This is a genomic window from Mycobacterium numidiamassiliense (assembly GCF_900157365.1).
In the GTDB taxonomy this organism is placed as follows: domain Bacteria; phylum Actinomycetota; class Actinomycetes; order Mycobacteriales; family Mycobacteriaceae; genus Mycobacterium; species Mycobacterium numidiamassiliense.
On sequence record NZ_FUEZ01000003.1, the window covers coordinates 1,651,053 to 1,670,800 of the forward strand.

The window sequence follows — 19,748 nt, forward strand, 5'->3', positions numbered from 1 at the left end:
TCACAAGCCCGCCGGCCGGATGCTGGTCGTCCCCGATGCGCGTAGCTGCGCCAGCTCATGCTCGCCGCGTCCCAGCAGCCCGGTCAGCACTTCCTCGGTGTGCTGGCCGTACAGCGGGGCCACCCGCCGAATCCAGCGGCGCGGTTTACCGACGAACACGAAGGGCATCCCGGTGCACCGGAAGGTACCGGCGACGGGATGATCGACCCGTTCCCAGAACCCGCGGGCTAGCAGATGTGGATTATCCAGCAACGCAGGGGAATTTGTGACCGGCGCCGAAGGAACCCCGGCGCCCCGCAGGGTGCGGACCGCGTCGGCCACCGTGCGGCCTGCGGTCCAGCCGGCGATCAGCTTGTCGATCTCGTCGGCCCGCTCTCGCCAGCCGACCGGGCCGGGCCCCAGCTCGGCCAGGCCGATGAGACCCGCCAGGGCCACACGTGCGGCGTCGTCGACCGCGGCAACGGCGACCCACTCGTCGTCGCCGCGGCAGCGGTAGACACCCTGGGGCGCCGCACCCTGACCGCGATTTCCCTCCCGGCGCAATTCGATTCCATTGCGCGAGTACTCGACCAGCATCTCGGCGGCCACGTTCAGCGCCGACTCCACCATGGTGGATTCGACGTGCATCCCGGTCCCGTGGCGGTCACGGATCACCAGCGCCGCCACGGCGGCGAAGGCGGCATGCAGACCCGCTATCGGATCGCACACACCGCGGGGAATCACCGGTGGCCCATCGGAATGCCCAGTCGTCCAGGCCATCCCAGTGGCCTGCTCCATCGTCTGGGCGAAGCCGACGCGGTCACGCCACGGCCCGTCGAGTCCGAACGCCGGCATGCGCACCATGACCGCGCGCGGGTTGGCGGCCGCGACGGTTTCCCAGGTCAGACCGAAGTTCTCCATGACCCTGGGCGAGAAGTTCTCCAGGACCAGATCGCTCGCGGCGATGAGCTCGCACGCCAGCGAGCGTCCGGCTTGGGTGCTGAGCTCGACGCTGACACCGCGCTTGTTGTTGTTGCTGCACAGGAAGACCGGCCCCCACTCCCACCACTGGTCCCAGTCGGGTGGGCGGCCGGCGGAGAACCTCATGCCGTCGGGTCGACGGACGCCCTCCAGCTTGATCACGTCGGCGCCCAGGGCGCCGAGGAATTGAGTGGCGACCGGGCCCGCCCAGAACGCGGTGAAGTCGGTGATCCGAATGTCGGCCAGCGGAAGGGCATCGGGGTCGGCGGGGCCGCCTCGGGGTGGGCGGACCGGCCAGTGGACGTTTCCGTTGTCGGCGCCCAGCACCGGTGGGCGTCCGGGCGGCTTGGTGGCGATGGCCTTGCTGCGATAGGGAACCCGGGGCTGCAGCACCCCGAGCCCCGATTCGACGAACACGCCGCGCTCGACGAAATGGTCGACCTCGGGCAGGGTGACGGGAGTAGCGATGGGCGCCACCGGGATTCGGAACGCCACCGCGAGATCGACGATCTCCTGCGTAGTGCGGGTCTGTGTCCACTGGGTGATCATGTCGACGAACTCGTCGCGGCGCTCGATTCGCCCGGCGAACGACGCCAGCTCGGCATCGTCGACCAGATCGTCGCGCTCGATCATCACTAGAAAGTCCTGGAACTGCTGTGCGGTGATGGTGCAGAAGCCCACCATGCCGTCGGCGGTCGGAACGATCGACGGCAGTTCGAGGCTGCGCTGGCCTAGCGAGGAATCCACCCCCAGGACGCTGGCCGACATGGCGGACAGACCGCCCATCGCGATCACCATCGCCTCGTAGGTCGACACGTCGACGATTTCGCCGCGCCCACCGCGGGCCGCGTGCCGCGCCGTGGCTGCGCCCACCGCCGCGGCGAACGTGCCCGCCAGCCACTCGCCGAGGCGGCCGCCGGCCTGCACGGGTTCGTCGTCCGGCCAGCCCCGACCGGCGATCGAGCCGCACAGCGCCTGCAGGATGAACTCGTTGGCGATCACGCCCTCGTCGACGTAAGGGCCCGTTGTGCCGAACGGTGTCACGGCGACCACCACCGCCGCCAGGCCGACGTGCGCGGTGATCTCGTCGAGGGTCCAGCCGTCGGTCAGATCGGTGAACACCACGTCGGCACCGGCCAACAGCGAACTCGCTTCGGCGTGGTCGGCACAGACCACCGACTTCTTGTCCGCGGCCAGATAGCCGAACAACGCCCCGGCCGAACCACCCGCCGACCAGTTACGCAGGCAATCCCCTTGCGGGGACTCAATTTTCACGACCTCGGCACCCGCGTCGGCGAACATCTTGGCGGCATAAGACGCCGCGATCCCGTTGGACAACTCCACGACGCGCCAGCCCGTGAACGGCGCCTCGGCTGCCACGCTCAGTTGCCCAGGGTTGTCGCTCGTCCGGCAATACCGGCGACCTCCGCCGTCACGGGCGTGATGCCCTGAGACTGCAGGGCGAACTGCGTCATCCGCGTCCACGCGTCACGGTCACGCTGACTGGCGTGGCGACCGACGTGGGTGACCACATCGACATCGGTGGCCTGGGCCCGCAGGTAGCCGGCCCGGGCGTGATCCCGGGGGATGTACTTGAATGGATCGAATGAGTAAGCGGCCATGGCGTTTTCATGGGTGATCTTGTTGATCACCGCGTCGTCGAGATGCCCCATGGTCTCGATGATGTCCTCGGGCGCGAACGGCCAGTTGCTGTCGGAGTGCGGGAAGTCGGACTCCCAGCACAGCATGTCCTCGTTGAACCAGTCCATGTTGCGCACGCCGACCTTGTCGCTGATGAAACAGGTGTAGAAGTGCCGCCTGAACACATCGGCCGGGCCGTTGTAGCCGGGCGGAAACTCCGCGAGCGTCCAGCCTGCGTGGCGGTTGAAGACGTGTTCGGCCCGCCAGAGAAAGTACGGGATCCAGCCGACGTCGCCCTCGGTGAGGGAGAACTTCAGTTGCGGGAAGTCAGCCCAGAACTCGGCCCAGATCAGCTCGGTGAAGGTGAACATGCTCATCATTGACGACGCCGTCATCTGCACGCTGGGCGGGGCGTCCGTCGACACCTGGGGAGATCGCGACGCCGAGCCCACGTGGGTGCACAGCACCGTCTTGTTCTCGCACACGGCCTCGAAGAGCGGATACCAATACTTGGTGTGAATGCTGGGCATTTGCAACGCTTCTGGGTTCTCCGAGAACGTCACCGCGTGACATCCCTTGTCTGCCAGGCGGTTGACCTCCTTTGCCGCCTCGGCGACGTCGAAAAGAGGCAGGATGCCGCAGGGGATGAACCGGCCCGGGTAGGCCGCGCACCACTCGTCGACATGCCAGTCGTTGTACGCCTTGATCATCACCAGATTGACGTCACGGTCGGGGCCCTGGTTGAGGACCTGACCCGAGAAGCCGGTGAAATTCGGAAAGTTCAAACCCGCCAGCTGCCCGCCGGCGTTCATGTCGCGGACCCGCTCGTCGACATTGAAGCATCCCGGCCGCATCTCGTCGTAGCGTGACGCATCGATGTTGTACATCTCGCGGGGCTTGCCCGCGACGGCGTTCAGGCCCATGTTCCGTCCCCGGACCTCGCCGTAGTACCACTGCTGAATACCGTCGGGCTCGAGGACCACCCGGGGGGCGCGGTCCTTGTATTTCGCGGGAACATGCGCGTCGAACATATCGGCCGGCTCGGCGATGTGATCGTCCACGCTGATCAGGATCAGATCGTTTTTATTCATGCCGCACTCCTCGTATGTAGCGACTAGTAGACAATGATTTCTGTCACACTGTCAACACGATGTGTGGCTGCGGATTGACGTTAAAGCGCTGTTTTACAGCAATACACACGCGCAGACTGCGCGGGTCGCGGTCCCATGGCGTCGCCACATTTCAATGACTATTAGTCCACGTAATTCGCCGGTCGGGCTGACCGCGGGATCGCGGGATCATCTACAGCCCGTCCCGGACGCGTGCCACCATGGGGCATGGCTGGGCCCGGAGGGTGACGCACGTTGACGACGAATAGGGCCGAGCGTCCCACCAACGCTGACGTGGCCCGACTGGCCAGCGTGTCGACCGCGACCGTCAGTTACGTGCTGAACAACGTGGAAGGCCGCCGGATTTCTCCGCGGACACGGGAGGCGGTCCACCGCGCGGCGGAGCTACTGGGTTATCGACCCAATCTGGCGGCGCGCAACCTCGCCCGCGGCAAGAGCGGTGTGGTTCTCTACGTGGTGCCGCATGTCGCGGTGGGCGAGATGCCGATCCAGGCCGGCAGCCGGATGACCACCGACCTGGCGCGCCTGGGCCTGCTCCAGGTGCTGATCTTCGAGACCGAGGACGATCAGCACGTCGTCGACGCGATCGCGAACCTCGACCCGGTCGCGGTCACCAGCCTGTTCCCGCTCAGCACGGCCGCGCGGGCCGCGGTGGACGCGGAGGGCATACCGCGCATCGAGATCGGGTCATTGCCGGCACTCGGCGATCCGCACCTCTCGGTCGGCGAGATGCGGGTCGACCACCTTGTCTCGCGTGGACACACTCGAATTGCCTTCGCCTACACCGGGATTGCTAAATGGCGTGCGCTCGGTGACGCATGGTTCGAAGGCGTATCACTCGCGACTCGATCACGCGGCCTGCCAGAACTGACCGTCGGAGAGGTCACCCTGGAGAGCGCCGCCGAGGTGGTGACCGGGTGGGTGCGCGACGGCGTCACCGCGGTGTGTGCGCAAAGCGATGAGATCGCGTGCCTGGTCCTCTTCGGCATCCACCAAGCTCGACTGCGCTGCCCCGGCGATCTCGCCGTCATCGGCGTCGACGCCAGCCCGATGGGCGCGGTGAGCACGCCGCCGTTGACGACGGTGCAGTTCGACCCGCATGCGGTCGCCGACGCCGCGCTTGCCGCCGTCCGCACCGAGTTGGGGTATCCGGCCTTGCCGCCACCCCAGCCGACCGACATCGCCCGCCTCATCGTGCGGGCCACCACCTGAGCTGCTACTGGCTGGCCGAACGCTAGCGCCGAGGCAAAGCAGTCACCGTAGAACGTCGCTGCACCGGGACGTCGACGCCCGGATCAGGCGGCAGATGTCGCCACCAACAAGCGATGTACAGCAACATCGAGACCACCAGTGTGACCAGCACCCACAAAACGATCGTCATGTCGATCCAGCTTCCGAACGCCGGCGAGCCGGGAAGCGCGTTTCTCAATGGAACCACCGCGAACAACATCGCCGCATACCAAGTCATCATGGGCGACTGGAACTTTCGTCGGGACCGCATCGTCTGAACCGCAACCAACAGCGCTCCGCACGCAATCGCGACCAGGATGCATAGGATGACAATCGCGAACACCATGGTGCTCGCCGAGCGTTGCATCTCTACGTTGTAGACCGGGGACGGCCTCGCTTTATTCGGACCGGACGCGGTGATTTTCCAACCTGGCAGCCGGTCGACGATCACCATGTTGGCGCGTTCAGGTGTTTGCGCGGCGCCGACGAACGGTTCGACGGTGATCGGCCCGGTGTAATAGCGGTCGAAAGGCCAGCGCTCGATGTCGCGCGACAGGGTGAGCGGGATGGGGAAAACGCCAGGGAGCATGCCCTTGGACCAGGTGCGCTTGACTGGCGTCGCGACGGAGGTGACCTGGACTGTCAGGTCTTGCTTGAGCCCGTCCGTGGCCGGATCCAGAAGTGCGGGACCGGGCGAAATCACGAGGTTGCCCATCAGCACGCTGTAGTTGGATTGGATGCTTTCGACGCTCAGCGTGACGGTGGTCCCGCCGCTGGCGGCCGGTCCCTCGCCCGAAACACGCCGAGAACCAGCACCATCGATGTACAGCACGACCGACGTGATCATCACGCTGGCTATCACGGTCAACAACACGACGATGCGGATTTTCGTGCGCGATTTGCCCTCGACGAGCGCCAATTCGGGTTGGAAACGATCGGCCGACCGCAATCGCACCGTTCGCCTCCCCCTTCAGCAACCTCATGTCCATCGTAGTCGGGGAGAAGTGGCACTTACTGATCTCGCACCACCTTCCAAGCAGTTCTACAGGTTCGGAAGAGTTCGGTGCGCCCGATGCGACGCCACTGGAATACTCCCGTCCGTGGATATCGTCGACGCACAGGTCCATGCGAACATGCTGGGCACCGAGATCACGCTGGCGATCATGGACGCCCTGGGCATCCAGTCGCTGTTGTTCGACGAGTTCGATGCGCCCGCGGACGACGGGAGGCTGCTGCCCGGCTATCGGCTCCCCAGTGGCGCCTTTCGCTGCGTGGGTCCGAACGCCGAGGCGGCGGCGATAGCACATCCCGATCGATTCGCCTTCCTGATGCGGGTGGATCCAACCGATCCCGGCATCCAATCCTGGGTCGAGACGCTGACGGCCGCGCCCGGTTTCAAGGCGCTGCGCAGCACGATCTTCACCCCGGCCGAGGGTGCGGTGTTCGAAGAGGGCGGGCTCGATGGGATGCTGAAAACCGCTCACGCCCACGGCCTGCCAGTGTTCATCACCTGCCCCGGCAGGGTTCGGCAACTGGAGCAATACGTGCAGCGCTTCCCCGACGTCCAATTCGTCATCGACCATTGCGGGGCCGCATTCGACGCGCCGCGCGGCCAGGCGAGCATCGATGACGCCGTGGCGATGGCGAAGTATCCCAACGTGGCCTACAAGTGGGCGCATGCGGCTACGTTTCTGTCGACCGAGCCGTACCCGTTCACAGATCTCGACCCGAAGCTGCGCCGCGCGTTGGACGCCTTCGGACCCCAGCGCGTGATGTGGGCCAGCGATTACACGATGACCCGGCACCGTGCCACGTGGGCCGAGACGCTGTTCAGCATCCGCGACTCCCCGTCGCTGTCGGAGGACGAGAAGGTCTGGATCCTGGGCGGGACGGCCCGCAGGATTCTGAAATGGCCGGCCCCGCAAGCTAGCTCGTAGCGATGCTGATCGCCGCCAGGCCCTGACTGACCCGGGTGGGCAGTGATCCGCCGTGGCGCAGCCAATCGTCCAGGGCGATGCGTACCGTGGCCATCGCCAGCGCACCGAGCAGGCGGGGCCTGGGATCGTCGGCGGTCAGCGCGGGCACCCGTGGCGCGATCAACTCGGCGATCACCGATTCGTACCGCACATAGATGTGCAAAGTCCACGCATCGAGTGTCTCGGATGACCTTGTCAGCGTGGCCAATTCGCGCACCTGGTCTTCGATCTCGGCGAAGCCCAGCGCGAGCTGGTGAAAAGCCCCCACGATGGCCTCGGCGGCGGACAGCTGCGGCGGCTGACTGGCCAGCGCGTTGGTGATCCGGTTCAACCAGTGCACATTCACCCCCTCGGCGACCGCGTCCTCCTTGGAGTTGAAATAGCGGAAGAACGTCGCCCGGCTGATGTCGGCGGCATCGGCGATTCGGTCCACGGTTGCCCCCGCCAACCCGTGACTGGCGACGAGTTGCGCGGCGGCCGCTGCGACGCGCTGCCGCGTGGCCGCGCGCCTGCGCTCGGCGGCCGAGGTCGTGCTAGACAACGCGTGAGACATAGTCTAAATATAAGACTATGACTCAAAGTCCGGCAAAGACGCTGGCGGCGTGGCAGTTCTTCCAGCAGATGCTCGCCGACGTCACCAAAATCGTGACCGAGGATGCCGAATCCGAGCGTGAGCTGCTCGAAGGGCTGCGGGTGATCGCCAGAGTCTCGTCGCTGTGCTCGCAATTGTCCGTCGAGGCCGACCTCGGACGTCCATCGTTCTTCGATATGTGTTCGCCGAACCGGATGATCGGCGGACCCAACCCCAACGGCAACTACTACCTGGCGATGATCCGCGGTGACCGGCGCTACCGGATCACCGGCACCCGCGGCACCAGCGCCTACCTTGGCTTTCAGATCCTGGCCGGCACCGGACTGACACCACGGCGGATGTCGAACTACGTCAGCGACACGCAATTAGACTCAGCCACCGGCGAATTCGAGCTGCTGCTTTCATCCGAAGAGCCCGCCGATCGCGACGGCGCGTACTGGGTGAACATCCCCGAGGACGCCTCGTCGGTCGTGGTCCGCGAGTACATCGGGGATCGCGCCGCCGAAGAGTTGGCCACCATGCAGATCGAGGCGCTCGATCCCGACCCCTTGACGCCGCTGACCGACGACGAGCTGGCCGATCAGTTCACCGCCATGGCCTGGACCCTGATGAAACTCGTGACGCTGCACCGCACGATCAAGCCCGAGCTCCTGGAGAACCCCAACACGCTGTTGACTGCTGAGGCCGCCGATCTGGGCGCCGCCGACACCACCCCGGACAACCTCTACATGATGGGCACCTTCCGGCTCGACCCCGATCAAGCCCTGGTGCTCGAGATCGAACCACCCGATACACGGTACTGGAATGTGACGCTGGAAAGCGTGTGGCATGAGTGCCTGGAGCCAGTCCGCCGGCACAGCTCGGTGACCAGTAGTGCGGTGCAGCCGGACGACGACGGACGGGTGCGCATCGCGATCTCTGCCGCCGACTTCGGGTTTGGCCATTGGCTCGATACCGGTGGCCGGCATCGCGGGTTCGTGATCGTGCGCTGGCTGGACAACCCCAAGCCGCCCGCTGTCACGGTGTCGGTGCGCCGAGGTGAGGAACGAGCATGACCTTGCAGGAACGATTCGCCCCGGCAGCCCTGATCGCCGCCGCCTGCGCGGAAGCGGGCAGCGACGACTTCGGCGATGACGGCTGGCAGGCCGGGCTGGATCTGGTCGCCGACGAGTTGGTCAACGAGGCGCGATTGTCGGCTATCGGCGTTGAGATCGCCCACCTCGACCTGATCCGTGCGTTGAAGAACCGGCTCGACGTAATCGACTGGCGCAAAAAGCATCCCGAGATTGCCGAGAAGCCGATCACCGCACCGATCTTCATCGTCGGCCAACCCCGTACCGGCACGACGATCCTGTACGACTTGCTCGCGCAGGATCCGGAGCTGCGCGCGCCGCTGACGTGGGAGGTCGATGCGCCCTGCCCCGTCCCGCAGCCCGAGACGTATCACAACGATCCGCGCATCCCGTTGGCGCAGGCCAGCATTGAGATGTCGGAGCAGATCGTCCCGGGGTTCCTGGCCTTTCACCCGATGGGCGCGCTCGTCGGGCAGGAATGCGTCCGCATCACCGCCAGCGAATTCACCAGCATGATCTACACGGTGCAGTATCGGCTGCCGCGCTATTACCGGTGGCTGCTCTATGAGGCGGACCATGCCGGCGCTTACCGCTATCACCGGATCTTCTTGCAGCACTTGCAGTCTGGAGTTCCCGGCCAGTGGCTACTCAAGTCGCCGGCACACCTGTGGCAGCTCGACAAGCTGATCGCCGAGTACCCCGATGCGTTGATCGTGCAGACCCACCGCGATCCGCTCAACGTCATCTCGTCGATCGCCGCGCTGACCCACCACCTGCGGCGGATGGGCAGCGACGAGTCGAACATCGCCGAGTGCGCGGCACAGTCGTATGAGGAGATCACCGTCGGCCTCGAGCGCGGGATGGCGTCCCGTGACAGCGGCCTTGTCCCCGACAACCAGATGATCGACGTGCAGTTCGCCGACTTCATCAGCGATCCCTGGACCACCATCAAGGACATCTACGACAAGCTCGGCCGCGAGCTAAAACCCGATGCCGAACAGAAGATGCGGGACTTCCTGGCCAAGCATCCCGGCGATGGCGGCCGTGGGCGCTACACCTGGTCGGACACCGGGCTGGACGCCGGCGAGGTGCGTGACCGGGTGCGCGCCTATCAGGAGCGGTACGACGTGCCGACCGAAGAGCTGAAGTGACGGCGGCTGCCTCACATTCGTGGCGGGATAGGCGGTTTGCCCGCCAAAACAAACGTCATCCCCAACACGGGCCGGTGTGTCGAATGTGACCAGACGCAGCGGGGTTACTCGGCCGGTTCGTAGCGCACCAGCGTGACGTCGTGCTCGGGGTAGTCGAAGAACACCGGCCGCACCCGCATGCCGACCCGCAGCCGCGCCGGATCGACGTTGACCATCTCGGTGGAAAACCTCGGCCCCTCGTCCCATTCGACAATGGCAAGCAGCTGGGGCACGGCGTCGGCGAAGTGCGGACTGACCGGCCGGTGCGCCACGGTGTAGGAGTACAGCGTGCCCAGGCCGGATATCTCGCGCCACTCCAGGTCGTCGGCCAGGGTTCCCGGCGCCCGCACTCGCGGATAGAAGACGTAGGCCGCCAGGGATGGCGAGTACTGGATGAGGATGCGATGCTGGGCCAGCGCATCCCAAAACGGCGCCGTGGTGGGCGTTTTCACCGGCATTGGTCGCTCCATGGTGGCCATGGTCAGTCCCCCTCCAGGATGAGCGTCGTCTGCTCGGACAGGATCCCGCCGTTGCCGGACACGAACGCGCGATTGCAGTCGGCGACCTGAGCCGCGCCCGCGCGTCCCATGATCTGTCGGGTGGCATCGCAGACGTGGTGCATGCCACCGGCCAATCCCGCCTGGCCGAAACCGAGTTGGCCGCCGGCGGTGTTAAGCGGAAAGTCGCCGCGGAACGTCATGTCGTGGGTGGCGACGAACTCCATGCCCTTGCCCTTCTCACAGAAGCCAGCGTCCTCCAGCGACAACAACACGGTGATGGTGTAGCAGTCGTAGATCGACACCATGTCCATCTGCTCGCGAGTCAACTCAGTCATGGCGAACGCGGTGTCGGCGGCCGCCGCGATGGGAGTCGACAACAAGTCCTTGGCGTACGTCGGGGTCTTGAACGGCACATGCTCACCAAATCCCTTGATCCACACCGGCCGATTGCGTGCGCGTCTGGCGACGTCGGCACTCGCGACGACCACGGCCGCACCGCCCACACATTGCATGACGATCTCCAGCATGTGCAGCGGATCGGCGATCACCGGACTGGCCAGCACGTCCTCGACGGTAAGCGGCTTGTCCTTCCAGATCGCGCCGTCGGTGTGGTTGGCGTTCACCCGCTGGTCGACAACGATCTTGGCCATAGCCCGCTCGTCGTAGCCGTAGATCGCCGCGTAGCGCTGCGCCACCTGTCCATACGGACCGTTCTGGCCAAGGTTGCCATACGGGATCTCGAATTCCGCTTGCGGAGAGCCGTATTGGTTGCTCGACGATCCGAAATACAGCGCGTCGCCATAGGTCTTGGGCTTCTTGCTGGACATCGGCGTGATGTAACGGGCGGGCAGTGCGCACAGCACCGCATCGCAGATCCCGAGCTCGACGGCCGCGGCCGCCCGCCACACCATGGCAGCGGCGCTGGCCCCGCCGAGATCCACGTGCTCGGCGAATCGTGCTCCCACACCGAGATATTCGGCGATGGTGGAAGGCACGAAGATCTCCGACTCGGCCAGGTGTGACGCCACGATGCCGTCGACGATCTCGAAGGGCAGACCCGCGTCGGCCAGCGCGGCGGCACCGAGTTCCGCCCATTGTTCGATGGCGAACGGCGCGGGCGTGGCCTTGTTCATCCGCTCGGGTGGCAGCTCGACGTAGCCGACGATCGCGGCCTCTCCGCGTAATCCCATGTCGTGTCCTTACTTCCGGGGTAGGCCGAGAATCATCTGCGCGATGATATTCAGCTGTATCTCCCTCGTTCCGCCGCCGATGAGTTCGGACGGCAGATGCAGATAGGTCCGCACGACCGGGGGTTCGGAGTCGTCGACCATGATCGTCTGTCCCGCCAGGCGCAGCGTCGCCTCGAACGTACGCCGCAGCAAGACATTCATCGCTACCTTGGCGATGCTGGACGCCGGGCCCGATGCCTGGCCGTCGAGCAGCCGGATGGTTTCCCGGACGCCGAGCGCCCGGATGGCATTAGCGTAGGCGTCGAGTTCGCCCAGCGCCCGCTCGGCGTCGTCGCGTTCGGGACCAGGTTCGGCCGCCATCCCGCGCAGTGCGATAGCCCGGTCGAATTTCACGTATCCACTGATGGCCGAACGCTCTTCGGCCATGGTGGCGATCGCCAGGTTCCAGCCGTCGGTAGGACCGCCCAGCAGCATATCGTCGGGAACGAACACGTCGTTGAGGAAGACCTCGTTGAAATGCGCCTCCCCGGTCGCCGTCTTGATCGGTTGGACCTCTACCCCGGGGGATCGCATATCGAGGATGAAATAGCCGATGCCGCGGTGCTTACTGGCTTCGGGGTCGGTGCGCGCCAGTAGCGCGCCCAGATCGGCGTACTGCGCCAACGACGTCCAGATCTTGTGGCCGTTGATCCGCCAGCCGCCCTCGACTTTGGTCGCCCGGGTGGTCAGCGACGCGAGGTCGGAGCCCGCTCCCGGCTCGCTGAACAGCTGGCACCAGTGGATGTCGCCGCGCTGCGTCGCGGGGATCAGCTTTTCCTGCAACTCTTTTGGCGCGGCGGCCAGGACCGAGGGCAGGATCCACTCGGCGATGTTCAGCGACGGTCGGACCAGCCCGGGACGCTTGGCGAACTCCTCGTCGATGATGAGCTGCTTGAGGGGATCCGCGTCCACGCCCCACGGCGCAGGCCAGTGCGGAGCCATGAGGCCGGCGTCAGCGATCAATGTGCGCTGCGGCCCGCTGGCCTGGTCCTCGTAGTCGCCGTGTGGTGCGCGTTTGTCATTGCGTAATTGCATTGCGGCATCGAGTGTTTCGGCGACCCAGGATCGGAAGTCCGATTGGGCATCACCCAGATTGACCGACATATCGCGCTGCTGCGTACACCCCAGTTGTCCGAGCAGCCGGGCCCATCGATTGGCCGGACCGATCGATCCCGCCAGGCTGATGGCCCGCCGCCAATACAGGTGCACGTCGTGTTCCCAGGTGAAACCGATGGCGCCGAGCATCGTCAGGGCGTCGAGGACGAGGTCTGGAACTGGCGAGACCGCGATGGTCGCCGCCCCGGCCACGGCGAGGCGGTGCTGGTCGAGCGACTCGCCCGCGGCGCGCACCGCGTCCCAGGCCGCCGCGGTGGCCAGCTCGCTGTTGACCAACAGCATCGCCGCGCTGTGCTGCAGAGCCTGGAAGGCTCCGATCACCTTGCCGAATTGCTCCCGGGTACGCAGGTGCGCGGTGACGACATCGACGCACCACTGGGTGATCCCGGCCGTCGTGCTGGCCACCAGGCTCACCACGACGCACGCCGCACGGTCGGAATCGATGCCGCTGAGAACGTCCCGGTCGGCCGCACCGTAGTCGGCGAGCCGCAGCACCCCAACGTCGGCCACGAGGTCCGTTCCGGAGGCGGATTCGACTGTGGCAGCGACGTTTTCGGTGTCCACCGGCACCCAAACGATGTCACCGCCGTCGGTGCTGGCTCCGACCAGGACCACTCGCGCCGAACACACGCCGGCGGTGACCTTCGAGCTTCCGGTGACCAGCCACCGCTGACCGTCCTGACGTGCGTGAAAGTCTGCGTCGGCGGGAAGGACGATCGCGGCGGGGGCCCCGGAGGCGAGGTCGCGGATCAGCGCTTCGGCACCGGGCGTCGGCTCGGCGAGCAACGCGACGGCTCCGGTTGCCACGGTGGGCAGCAGTGGCCCGGGCAGCAGCGTTTTGCCCGCCGACTCCAGCACGCACGCCGCGTCCATCAGCCCGCCGCCTTGTCCGCCGAGCTCCTCGGGCAGATGGACCGCGTGAAAGCCGTTGGCGACCAGCGCATCCCACCAGTCCGGCAGTTTTCCCGCGGCCAGCGCATCGAAGCTGTCGCGGGTGGCGGCGATAAGGGCGTGCCGGGCCGCGAATTGGCCGACGGCCTCGCTGAGGTCTTGTTGCTCCGGCGACAGTCCCAGGCTCATGGGCGCGGCCGACCGCAATGTCCAGAAGTGGCGAACGTGGGCTTGGGCCGCACGGACTGCTATCCTTCCGTCTTACAAGACGAACCGTCTCGTCTTGTGGCAGATTACGGGCCGGGTCAGGATATGTAAAGCGGGCTCAACGCCTGCGGGCGGGGCCACCACCACGCGGGGTCCGGGAAACGAGGATCACGAGATGCCAGCCGATCTCACTCGGGTGACCTCTGGGGCCGACACTCCGAGGCGGCGTAGTGAGAAGTCGCGCACGGCCATCGTCACCGCCACCCGCGAGCTACTTCTCGAGCGCGGATTCGACGGGCTCACCATCGAGGCGGTCGCCGCGCGCGCCGGGGTCGGAAAGCAGACCATCTATCGCTGGTGGCCGACGCGTCCCGCGCTCGTCGCCGACGTGATGCTCGAAGACGCCGACAAAATTCTCACGTCGGTGGAACACACCGGGGATCTGGCGAGCGACCTGGTGGCGTGGGTGCGCAAACTCACCGCGACGCTGACGACGGCTCGCGGGTCGGCGATGCTGCGAACATTGACCGTCGCCTGCATGGAACACGAGGACACCGCGGTCAGGCTGCGAGCGGGCTTCAGCTTGCCCCTGCATGACAGCGTCCGAACAAGGCTGCTGGCCGAGGGGATCGATGCGTCCACCGCCGAGTCGGCCGCGGACGCCATCGTCGGCGGGGTGGTGTATCCGATCCTTTCTGACGCGCAGTCGTACTCGCGGCGCCGGGCCGAACTGACCACCCGGCTCATCGTGGACTCGCTCGGCCTCAAGCGCTGAGGAGTCAGCGGGCCTGGCCGATCGCCTCGACGACTTCAGCTGCGCCGCCGGGTCAGCGGCGCCGGCCCTTGGTGGGCCACAACGCCATCCGATCGATGAGCTTGTCGCGCAGCACCAGCGTGTGAAACAGCACCGCGCACATGTGGGCGGTGAACGTCGCGAACAGTAGGAAAGCGAAGACGCCATGGCATTCGCGCAGCAGCCCGTAGAGGTCGATGTTGTGCGGCGCGATGCCCGGCAGCCGGATCGGGCCGACAACGACGATCGGGAATCGCGCGGCCGACAACATCGCCCACCCGACCACCGGCTGGGCCAGCAGCAGGGCGTACAGCGCATATTCCGACCACGTCGCGATCCGTCGTTCGAGGCGGCTCATGGTCGCCAGGAACGGCGGCGGGTGATGCGAGAGCCGATTCGCCAAGCGCACCAGAGCGAAGACGAGGATGGCCAGGCCCAGCGGCCGGTGGATGGCCAGCATCAGCGGGTAGTAGCTCAGCGACGCGATCATGGTGACGCCGATGAGCAGTTGCACGATGACCATCGGCGCCATCGTCCAGTGCAGGATCCTCGATAACAAGGTGAAATGTGCCGTGGTGCCGCTGTTTTCGCTTGTCGCCACGGTCATGAGAGCACCTGGCGCACGTTGACCTCGCTGGGCGACTTGGGTTCTTCGGCGCGACGGCTGAAGGACCGCGCGTAGACGGCCGAGCGCGCGGCCAGCAGGGGATCGTCGGATGCGGTGATGCCGTCGGGTAGCACGGTCGGGTCGAAGTTGACGTCGCGGGCGTTGCCCGCTTCCTCGGTCTGGACCGCGGTGATGGTGATGCTGCCGGCCTCGATCGTGCGCCGGGACGCGGGCCACGGCTTGGTGGCGTCGTTGGTCGGATCGCCCGGCTCCCCGATGGTGAGAACCAGCCGCCACGTCAGCGGCCGCTGCGCGAGCACGCGAATGAGGTCGTCGAACAGATAATCCTTGCCGACCGATATGGGCGGGGCAGCCGCGCCGCCGGCGGCCTGCGGAACAACGGACCAGCGCACGGGAACGCTCGCACCGGCACTGTTGGTGAACCAGAAGGCGTTCAGACCGTGAAACGAGCTGTCCGCGAATCCCGCGCTGGGTGGTAACTGCTTGATGACTTTCATTGCGGCAACGGTTTCGGGATGGCGGTCGAGGAATGCGGCCAACTTCTGCGGGTCCGGCTTGCCGGTATCGGGCCGGGGTTTGGACGCGAGCATCCGCTCGTAAAAACCTTCCGGCGTGCTGTCGGTGAAGACGGGAAAGTTGATCATCGCGGTGCGCCACTGCTGGCCGCCCCCCACGTCGAACAGCAACGCCAGACCCCGGACCGTGTCGGGCTTGTCGGACTGATCCGGCAGACCGCCGCCCAGCGAGAAGCGGCCGACCACGCCGACGCTGCCCGCCCGGAAGACCGCCGCGCGGCAAACGGCCGCGCCAGCCCCCGTGCTGTCGAAAGTCCCTGTGGCACTGAGGCCTTTGGCATGGTTTCGGCGAAACCCGTCGTGCCGGCCGTAGACCTGTTCGAAGCGGTCGGCGAACCTCGGCGGGGTCAAGTCGTCGGGTCCTGAAGAGCCGAGCCAGCCGCCGGCGTAGGCGAACCCGCCCACATCCACCGCGGCGACACCGGCTACCGCGCCGATCCCCAGCAGGGCACCCCGCCGAGTCAGCGCGCCGAACCGCGCGGGCGTGGTTTCGATGGGTTCGTCGGCCTGGGCGCCGTCGCGATCAGCGGGCTGCATGCCCACCGTCCTTTCCGTCCTGTGCTGCCGGGCCGTGGCGTGCGAACGAAGTCGGTGAAGGCAATTCACCCACGGGCCTATCGCGTGCGCAACCCTTATGGCGATCGATGCCGCCAATCTCATCCCACGGGACGTGGACTCGAATCGTTCAACCGGTCACGACGAATGCCTTCACTCTTTACGGGACGAGGCGTAGCGTAATGGTCGGTCTAGCGTCAACGGCTAAGACCGGCCAGCCCCATGGCGACCCCGCACAGACTTCGGAGGAAACTCGTGTTCGACCTCAAGATCACCGGCGGCACCGTCGTCGACGGCACGGGCGCGCAGCGCTATCAGGCCGACATCGCCATCTTGGACGGCAAGATTGTCGACGTGGTGCGGCGCGGCGCGGGTGACCCGGAGCTGGGCGGCGAAGCGGCCGAAACCATCGACGCGACAGGGCATGTGGTGGCCCCGGGCTTCGTCGATATCCACACCCACTACGACGGGCAGGTCACCTGGGACAGCCTGCTGGAGCCGTCCAGCGGCCACGGCGTCACCACGATCGTGACCGGCAACTGCGGCGTCGGCTTCGCCCCGGTGCGCCCGGGCAGTGAGAAGTGGCTGATCGAGCTGATGGAAGGTGTCGAAGACATTCCCGGCACCGCGCTGACCGAAGGCATCACGTGGGGCTGGGAGACCTACCCGGAGTACCTTGACGCGATCGGCAAGCAGAAGTTCGCGATCGACGTGGGCAGCCAGGTGGCGCACGGCGCCATCCGCGCCTACGCGATGGGTGAGCGGGGCGCCCGCAACGAGCCGGCCACGCCCGAGGACATCGCAGCGATGGGCCGACTGGTCACCGAAGCGATCGAGGCCGGGGCACTCGGCTTTTCGACGTCGCGCACGATGGGACACCGCGCGATGGACGGCGAGCCCGTGCCCGGCACGTTTGCCGCCGAGGACGAACTGTTCGGTCTTGGCCGCGCCATGGCGGCCGGGGGCCAGGCGGTCTTCGAGCTGGCCCCGCAGGGATCCGCCGGCGAGGACATCGTCGCCCCGAAAAAGGAACTGGACTGGATGCGGCGGTTGAGCGGCGAGATTGACCGGCCGGTGTCGTTCGCCCTCATCCAGGTCGACGCCGATCCGAAGTTATGGCGCGAGATGATGGACCTCTCCGCGGACGCGCACGCGGCGGGCAGCCGGCTGTATCCCCAGATCGCGGCCCGCCCGTTCGGCATGATGTTCGGGTTCCAGGGCCACCACGCTTTCACCCACCGGCCCACCTTCCGCCGGCTGAAGGCCGAGTGCAGCCGTGAGGAACTCGCACAGCGCCTGGCCGACCCCGCGGTGAAGGCCGCGATCCTGTCCGAGGACGACCTGCCCGCCGACCCCACGCTGCTGTTCGACGGAATGTTCGCCATGGTGCAGCACTCGCTGAAACGGCTGTTCGCGCTCGGCGACCCGCCGGACTACGAGCCCACCCTGGATCGCACCGTCGCGGCCATCGCCGAAGCCCGCGGCGAGGACCGGCTGTCCACCCTGTACGACCTGATGCTCGAACAGGACGCGACCGCGATGCTGATGCTGCCGCTGTTCAACTACGCCGACGGCAACCACGACGCGATCCGCGAGATGATCTTGCACCCCGCCGGCGTGCTGGGCCTGTCCGACGGCGGCGCTCACTGCGGAATGATCTGCGACGCTTCCTATCCCACGTTCCTGCTCACACACTGGGCGCGCGACCGGCACCGCGGCGAGAAGCTGTCGCTGGAGACCGTGATCCGCAAGCAAGCCCGCGATACGGCTCACCTCTTCGGTCTGACCGACCGCGGCACCATCGAGCCGGGCAAGAAGGCCGACCTCAACGTCATCGACATGAACGCGTTGACGCTGCACCCGGCGGCCATGGCCTGGGACCTGCCGGCCGGCGGCAACCGGATCCTGCAGGGGGCGAGCGGCTACGCGGCGACCATCGTCAGCGGCACGGTGACCCGCCGCAAGGACGTCGACACCGGGGCCAGACCCGGGCGCCTGGTCCGCGGGGCGCGCTAGGGCCGGGCCCTTTCCAGGCCTATGACAGCAGCCGCGGGCAACCCCACTCGCAGCCGCGACGAGGACGCCATCGGCACCCCGCCGCCGAGCCCCACTCTGGTGCCCGCCGAGCGCTATTACTCTCCGGCGTTCGCCGCGCTGGAGATGCAACACATGTGGCCCCGAGTGTGGCAGGTCGCCTGCATGATCGACCACGTCGCCGAGCCGGGCGATTACTTCGAGTACCGCTGCGGCCCTTACGGGGTGCTGATCGTGCGGGGCGACGACGGCATGCTGCGGGCATTCCAGAACGCGTGCCGCCATCGCGGCAACTCGCTGTGCGTCGGCTCGGGTTCGGGACTGCGCGAGCTCAAATGCGGCTATCACGGCTGGACCTGGGACCTTGCCGGCGCGCTCCGCAGAGTGCCCGACCGCAAAGGCTTCGGCGCGCTGCACATGTCGGACTTCCCGCTGCTACCCGTTCGGGTGGACAGCTGGGCGGGGCTCGTCTTCGTCAATCTCGACCGTGAAGCGATGCCGTTGATCGAGTATCTGGAGGCGGTACCCGATGACATCGCGTGGTGTCATCTGGATGACTTCCGCTGCTACGCCACCCTCACCGTCGACGTCGAGGCCAACTGGAAGACGATCGCCGACGGCTATAGCGAGACCTACCACATCCAGACCCTGCACCCCGAGCTACTGCGCTGCGTCGACGATATCCATGCACCACAACAGATTTGGGGGCATACCGGCAAATCCGACCAGCCCTATGGTGTGCAGAGCCCGCGGTTGGAGGGCGCGCTCAGCGACGAAGAGGTATGGGACGCCTACGTTTATACCCAGGGCGCGCTGATGGGTGCCGCCGAAGGCACGCCATTTCCCGAACGTCAACCCGGGCAGTCGGTGGCCGACCTGATCGCCGTCCAGACCCGGGCGTTCGCGGCCAGCCGGGGGGTCGATCTCGACTGGGCCGACACCGACCGGATCACCCGCCTGCACCAGTACAACGTGTTCCCCAACATGACGCTTCTGGCCAACGCCGATCACTTGACGATCATGTGCTCACGCCCCGGTCAGGATCCCGATCACGGCGAGTTGGTCATGTTCTTGATGACCCGGATGCCCCCCGGCGCGGACCGCAATAGGCCGACGGACGTCCGCGTTCCCGCTGAGCAGTCCGAGCCGGGTGTGGTGCTCACCCAAGACATCCGGGTGCTCGCGGGTTTACAGCGGGGCATGCACCAACCCGGCTTCAACCACCTCGTGCTCTCGGGCGAGGAACGCCGGGTGATCAACATGCATCGCAACCTCGAGCGCTACCTCGATCTACCCGAATCCGAGCGAATGACCGGTGGCGCCGTCCCCACGCAATCGGTCAAGTAATCGCGCGCTCAACCCCCCAAATTGCCCAAACGGGTCTAGACTTCCGGCTTGTGACGGCAGCGTCTAATCCCCTCGGCGAAG

16 protein-coding genes are annotated in these 19,748 nt (G+C 66.4%); 7 read left to right on the plus strand and 9 right to left on the minus strand.

The genetic code is table 11. The annotated features are described in order from the left end of the window. Both MNAB215_RS07730 and MNAB215_RS07735 read right to left on the minus strand, forming a co-directional pair. Nucleotides 1-2,340 carry a CaiB/BaiF CoA-transferase family protein gene (locus MNAB215_RS07730; RefSeq protein ID WP_077078176.1) on the minus strand — a complete coding sequence of 780 codons (2,340 nt, stop codon included), beginning with the start codon at nucleotides 2,338-2,340 and terminating at the stop codon, nucleotides 1-3. 2 nt (nucleotides 2,341-2,342) lie between these two features. Then, nucleotides 2,343-3,692 (minus strand): amidohydrolase family protein, encoded by a 1,350-nt coding sequence (locus MNAB215_RS07735; protein ID WP_077078177.1) that lies wholly within the window; start codon nucleotides 3,690-3,692, stop codon nucleotides 2,343-2,345. A 273-nt stretch (nucleotides 3,693-3,965) separates the two neighbouring features. Between MNAB215_RS07735 and MNAB215_RS07740 the strand changes: the two genes are divergently transcribed. Next, on the plus strand, nucleotides 3,966-4,943 hold the full coding sequence (locus MNAB215_RS07740) for a LacI family DNA-binding transcriptional regulator (RefSeq protein ID WP_077078178.1): 978 nt from the start codon (nucleotides 3,966-3,968) through the stop codon (nucleotides 4,941-4,943). A gap of 22 nt (nucleotides 4,944-4,965) precedes the next feature. Here the strand turns inward: MNAB215_RS07740 and MNAB215_RS07745 are convergent, their stop codons facing one another. Next, on the minus strand, nucleotides 4,966-5,808 hold the full coding sequence (locus MNAB215_RS07745) for a DUF4436 domain-containing protein (RefSeq protein ID WP_077078506.1): 843 nt from the start codon (nucleotides 5,806-5,808) through the stop codon (nucleotides 4,966-4,968). Nucleotides 5,809-6,061: 253 nt separating this feature from the next. On the opposite strand from MNAB215_RS07745, the gene MNAB215_RS07750 reads away from it, so the two are divergent. After that, a complete protein-coding gene (locus MNAB215_RS07750) occupies nucleotides 6,062-6,898 on the plus strand; it encodes an amidohydrolase family protein (RefSeq protein WP_077078179.1) in 837 nt (278 codons plus the stop codon). Here MNAB215_RS07750 and MNAB215_RS07755 read toward each other — a convergent pair. Further along, nucleotides 6,888-7,490, minus strand: coding sequence for a TetR family transcriptional regulator (locus MNAB215_RS07755; protein WP_077078180.1), 603 nt, complete (start codon nucleotides 7,488-7,490; stop codon nucleotides 6,888-6,890). The genes MNAB215_RS07750 and MNAB215_RS07755 overlap by 11 nt on opposite strands. A 17-nt stretch (nucleotides 7,491-7,507) precedes the next feature. Between MNAB215_RS07755 and MNAB215_RS07760 the strand changes: the two genes are divergently transcribed. After that, entirely contained in the window at nucleotides 7,508-8,584 is a 1,077-nt protein-coding gene (locus tag MNAB215_RS07760; RefSeq protein WP_077078181.1) for a DUF1214 domain-containing protein, read from the plus strand. Continuing rightward, nucleotides 8,581-9,753 carry a sulfotransferase family protein gene (locus MNAB215_RS07765; RefSeq protein WP_077078182.1) on the plus strand — a complete coding sequence of 391 codons (1,173 nt, stop codon included), beginning with the start codon at nucleotides 8,581-8,583 and terminating at the stop codon, nucleotides 9,751-9,753. Before MNAB215_RS07760 ends, MNAB215_RS07765 begins: the two co-directional genes overlap by 4 nt. Before the next feature lie 104 nt (nucleotides 9,754-9,857). Here the strand turns inward: MNAB215_RS07765 and MNAB215_RS07770 are convergent, their stop codons facing one another. The 3 genes from MNAB215_RS07770 to MNAB215_RS07780 are packed head-to-tail and all read right to left on the minus strand — an operon-like array spanning nucleotide 9,858 to nucleotide 13,717. Further along, nucleotides 9,858-10,271, minus strand: a complete 414-nt coding sequence (locus MNAB215_RS07770) for a Zn-ribbon domain-containing OB-fold protein (protein ID WP_077078183.1) — start codon at nucleotides 10,269-10,271, stop codon at nucleotides 9,858-9,860. Nucleotides 10,272-10,273: 2 nt separating this feature from the next. After that, a complete protein-coding gene (locus MNAB215_RS07775) occupies nucleotides 10,274-11,482 on the minus strand; it encodes a thiolase family protein (RefSeq protein WP_077078184.1) in 1,209 nt (402 codons plus the stop codon). A gap of 9 nt (nucleotides 11,483-11,491) precedes the next feature. Further along, nucleotides 11,492-13,717 (minus strand): acyl-CoA dehydrogenase family protein, encoded by a 2,226-nt coding sequence (locus MNAB215_RS07780; protein WP_077078185.1) that lies wholly within the window; start codon nucleotides 13,715-13,717, stop codon nucleotides 11,492-11,494. Nucleotides 13,718-13,910: 193 nt separating this feature from the next. Here MNAB215_RS07780 and MNAB215_RS07785 point away from each other — a divergent pair, with 193 nt between their 5' ends. Continuing rightward, nucleotides 13,911-14,510 carry a TetR/AcrR family transcriptional regulator gene (locus MNAB215_RS07785; RefSeq protein WP_077078186.1) on the plus strand — a complete coding sequence of 200 codons (600 nt, stop codon included), beginning with the start codon at nucleotides 13,911-13,913 and terminating at the stop codon, nucleotides 14,508-14,510. A 52-nt stretch (nucleotides 14,511-14,562) separates the two neighbouring features. On the opposite strand, the gene MNAB215_RS07790 is transcribed toward MNAB215_RS07785, so the two are convergent. Further along, nucleotides 14,563-15,135 carry a cytochrome b gene (locus MNAB215_RS07790; RefSeq protein WP_077078187.1) on the minus strand — a complete coding sequence of 191 codons (573 nt, stop codon included), beginning with the start codon at nucleotides 15,133-15,135 and terminating at the stop codon, nucleotides 14,563-14,565. Next, a complete protein-coding gene (locus MNAB215_RS07795; protein WP_245830160.1) occupies nucleotides 15,132-16,268 on the minus strand; it encodes a catalase family peroxidase in 1,137 nt (378 codons plus the stop codon). The genes MNAB215_RS07790 and MNAB215_RS07795 overlap by 4 nt, the downstream gene beginning before the upstream one ends. A 273-nt stretch (nucleotides 16,269-16,541) precedes the next feature. Here MNAB215_RS07795 and MNAB215_RS07800 point away from each other — a divergent pair, with 273 nt between their 5' ends. Beyond that, entirely contained in the window at nucleotides 16,542-18,302 is a 1,761-nt protein-coding gene (locus tag MNAB215_RS07800) for an N-acyl-D-amino-acid deacylase family protein (protein ID WP_077078188.1), read from the plus strand. A 21-nt stretch (nucleotides 18,303-18,323) separates the two neighbouring features. Further along, nucleotides 18,324-19,667, plus strand: a complete 1,344-nt coding sequence (locus tag MNAB215_RS07805; RefSeq protein WP_077078189.1) for an aromatic ring-hydroxylating oxygenase subunit alpha — start codon at nucleotides 18,324-18,326, stop codon at nucleotides 19,665-19,667. Nucleotides 19,668-19,748 lie beyond the last annotated feature (81 nt).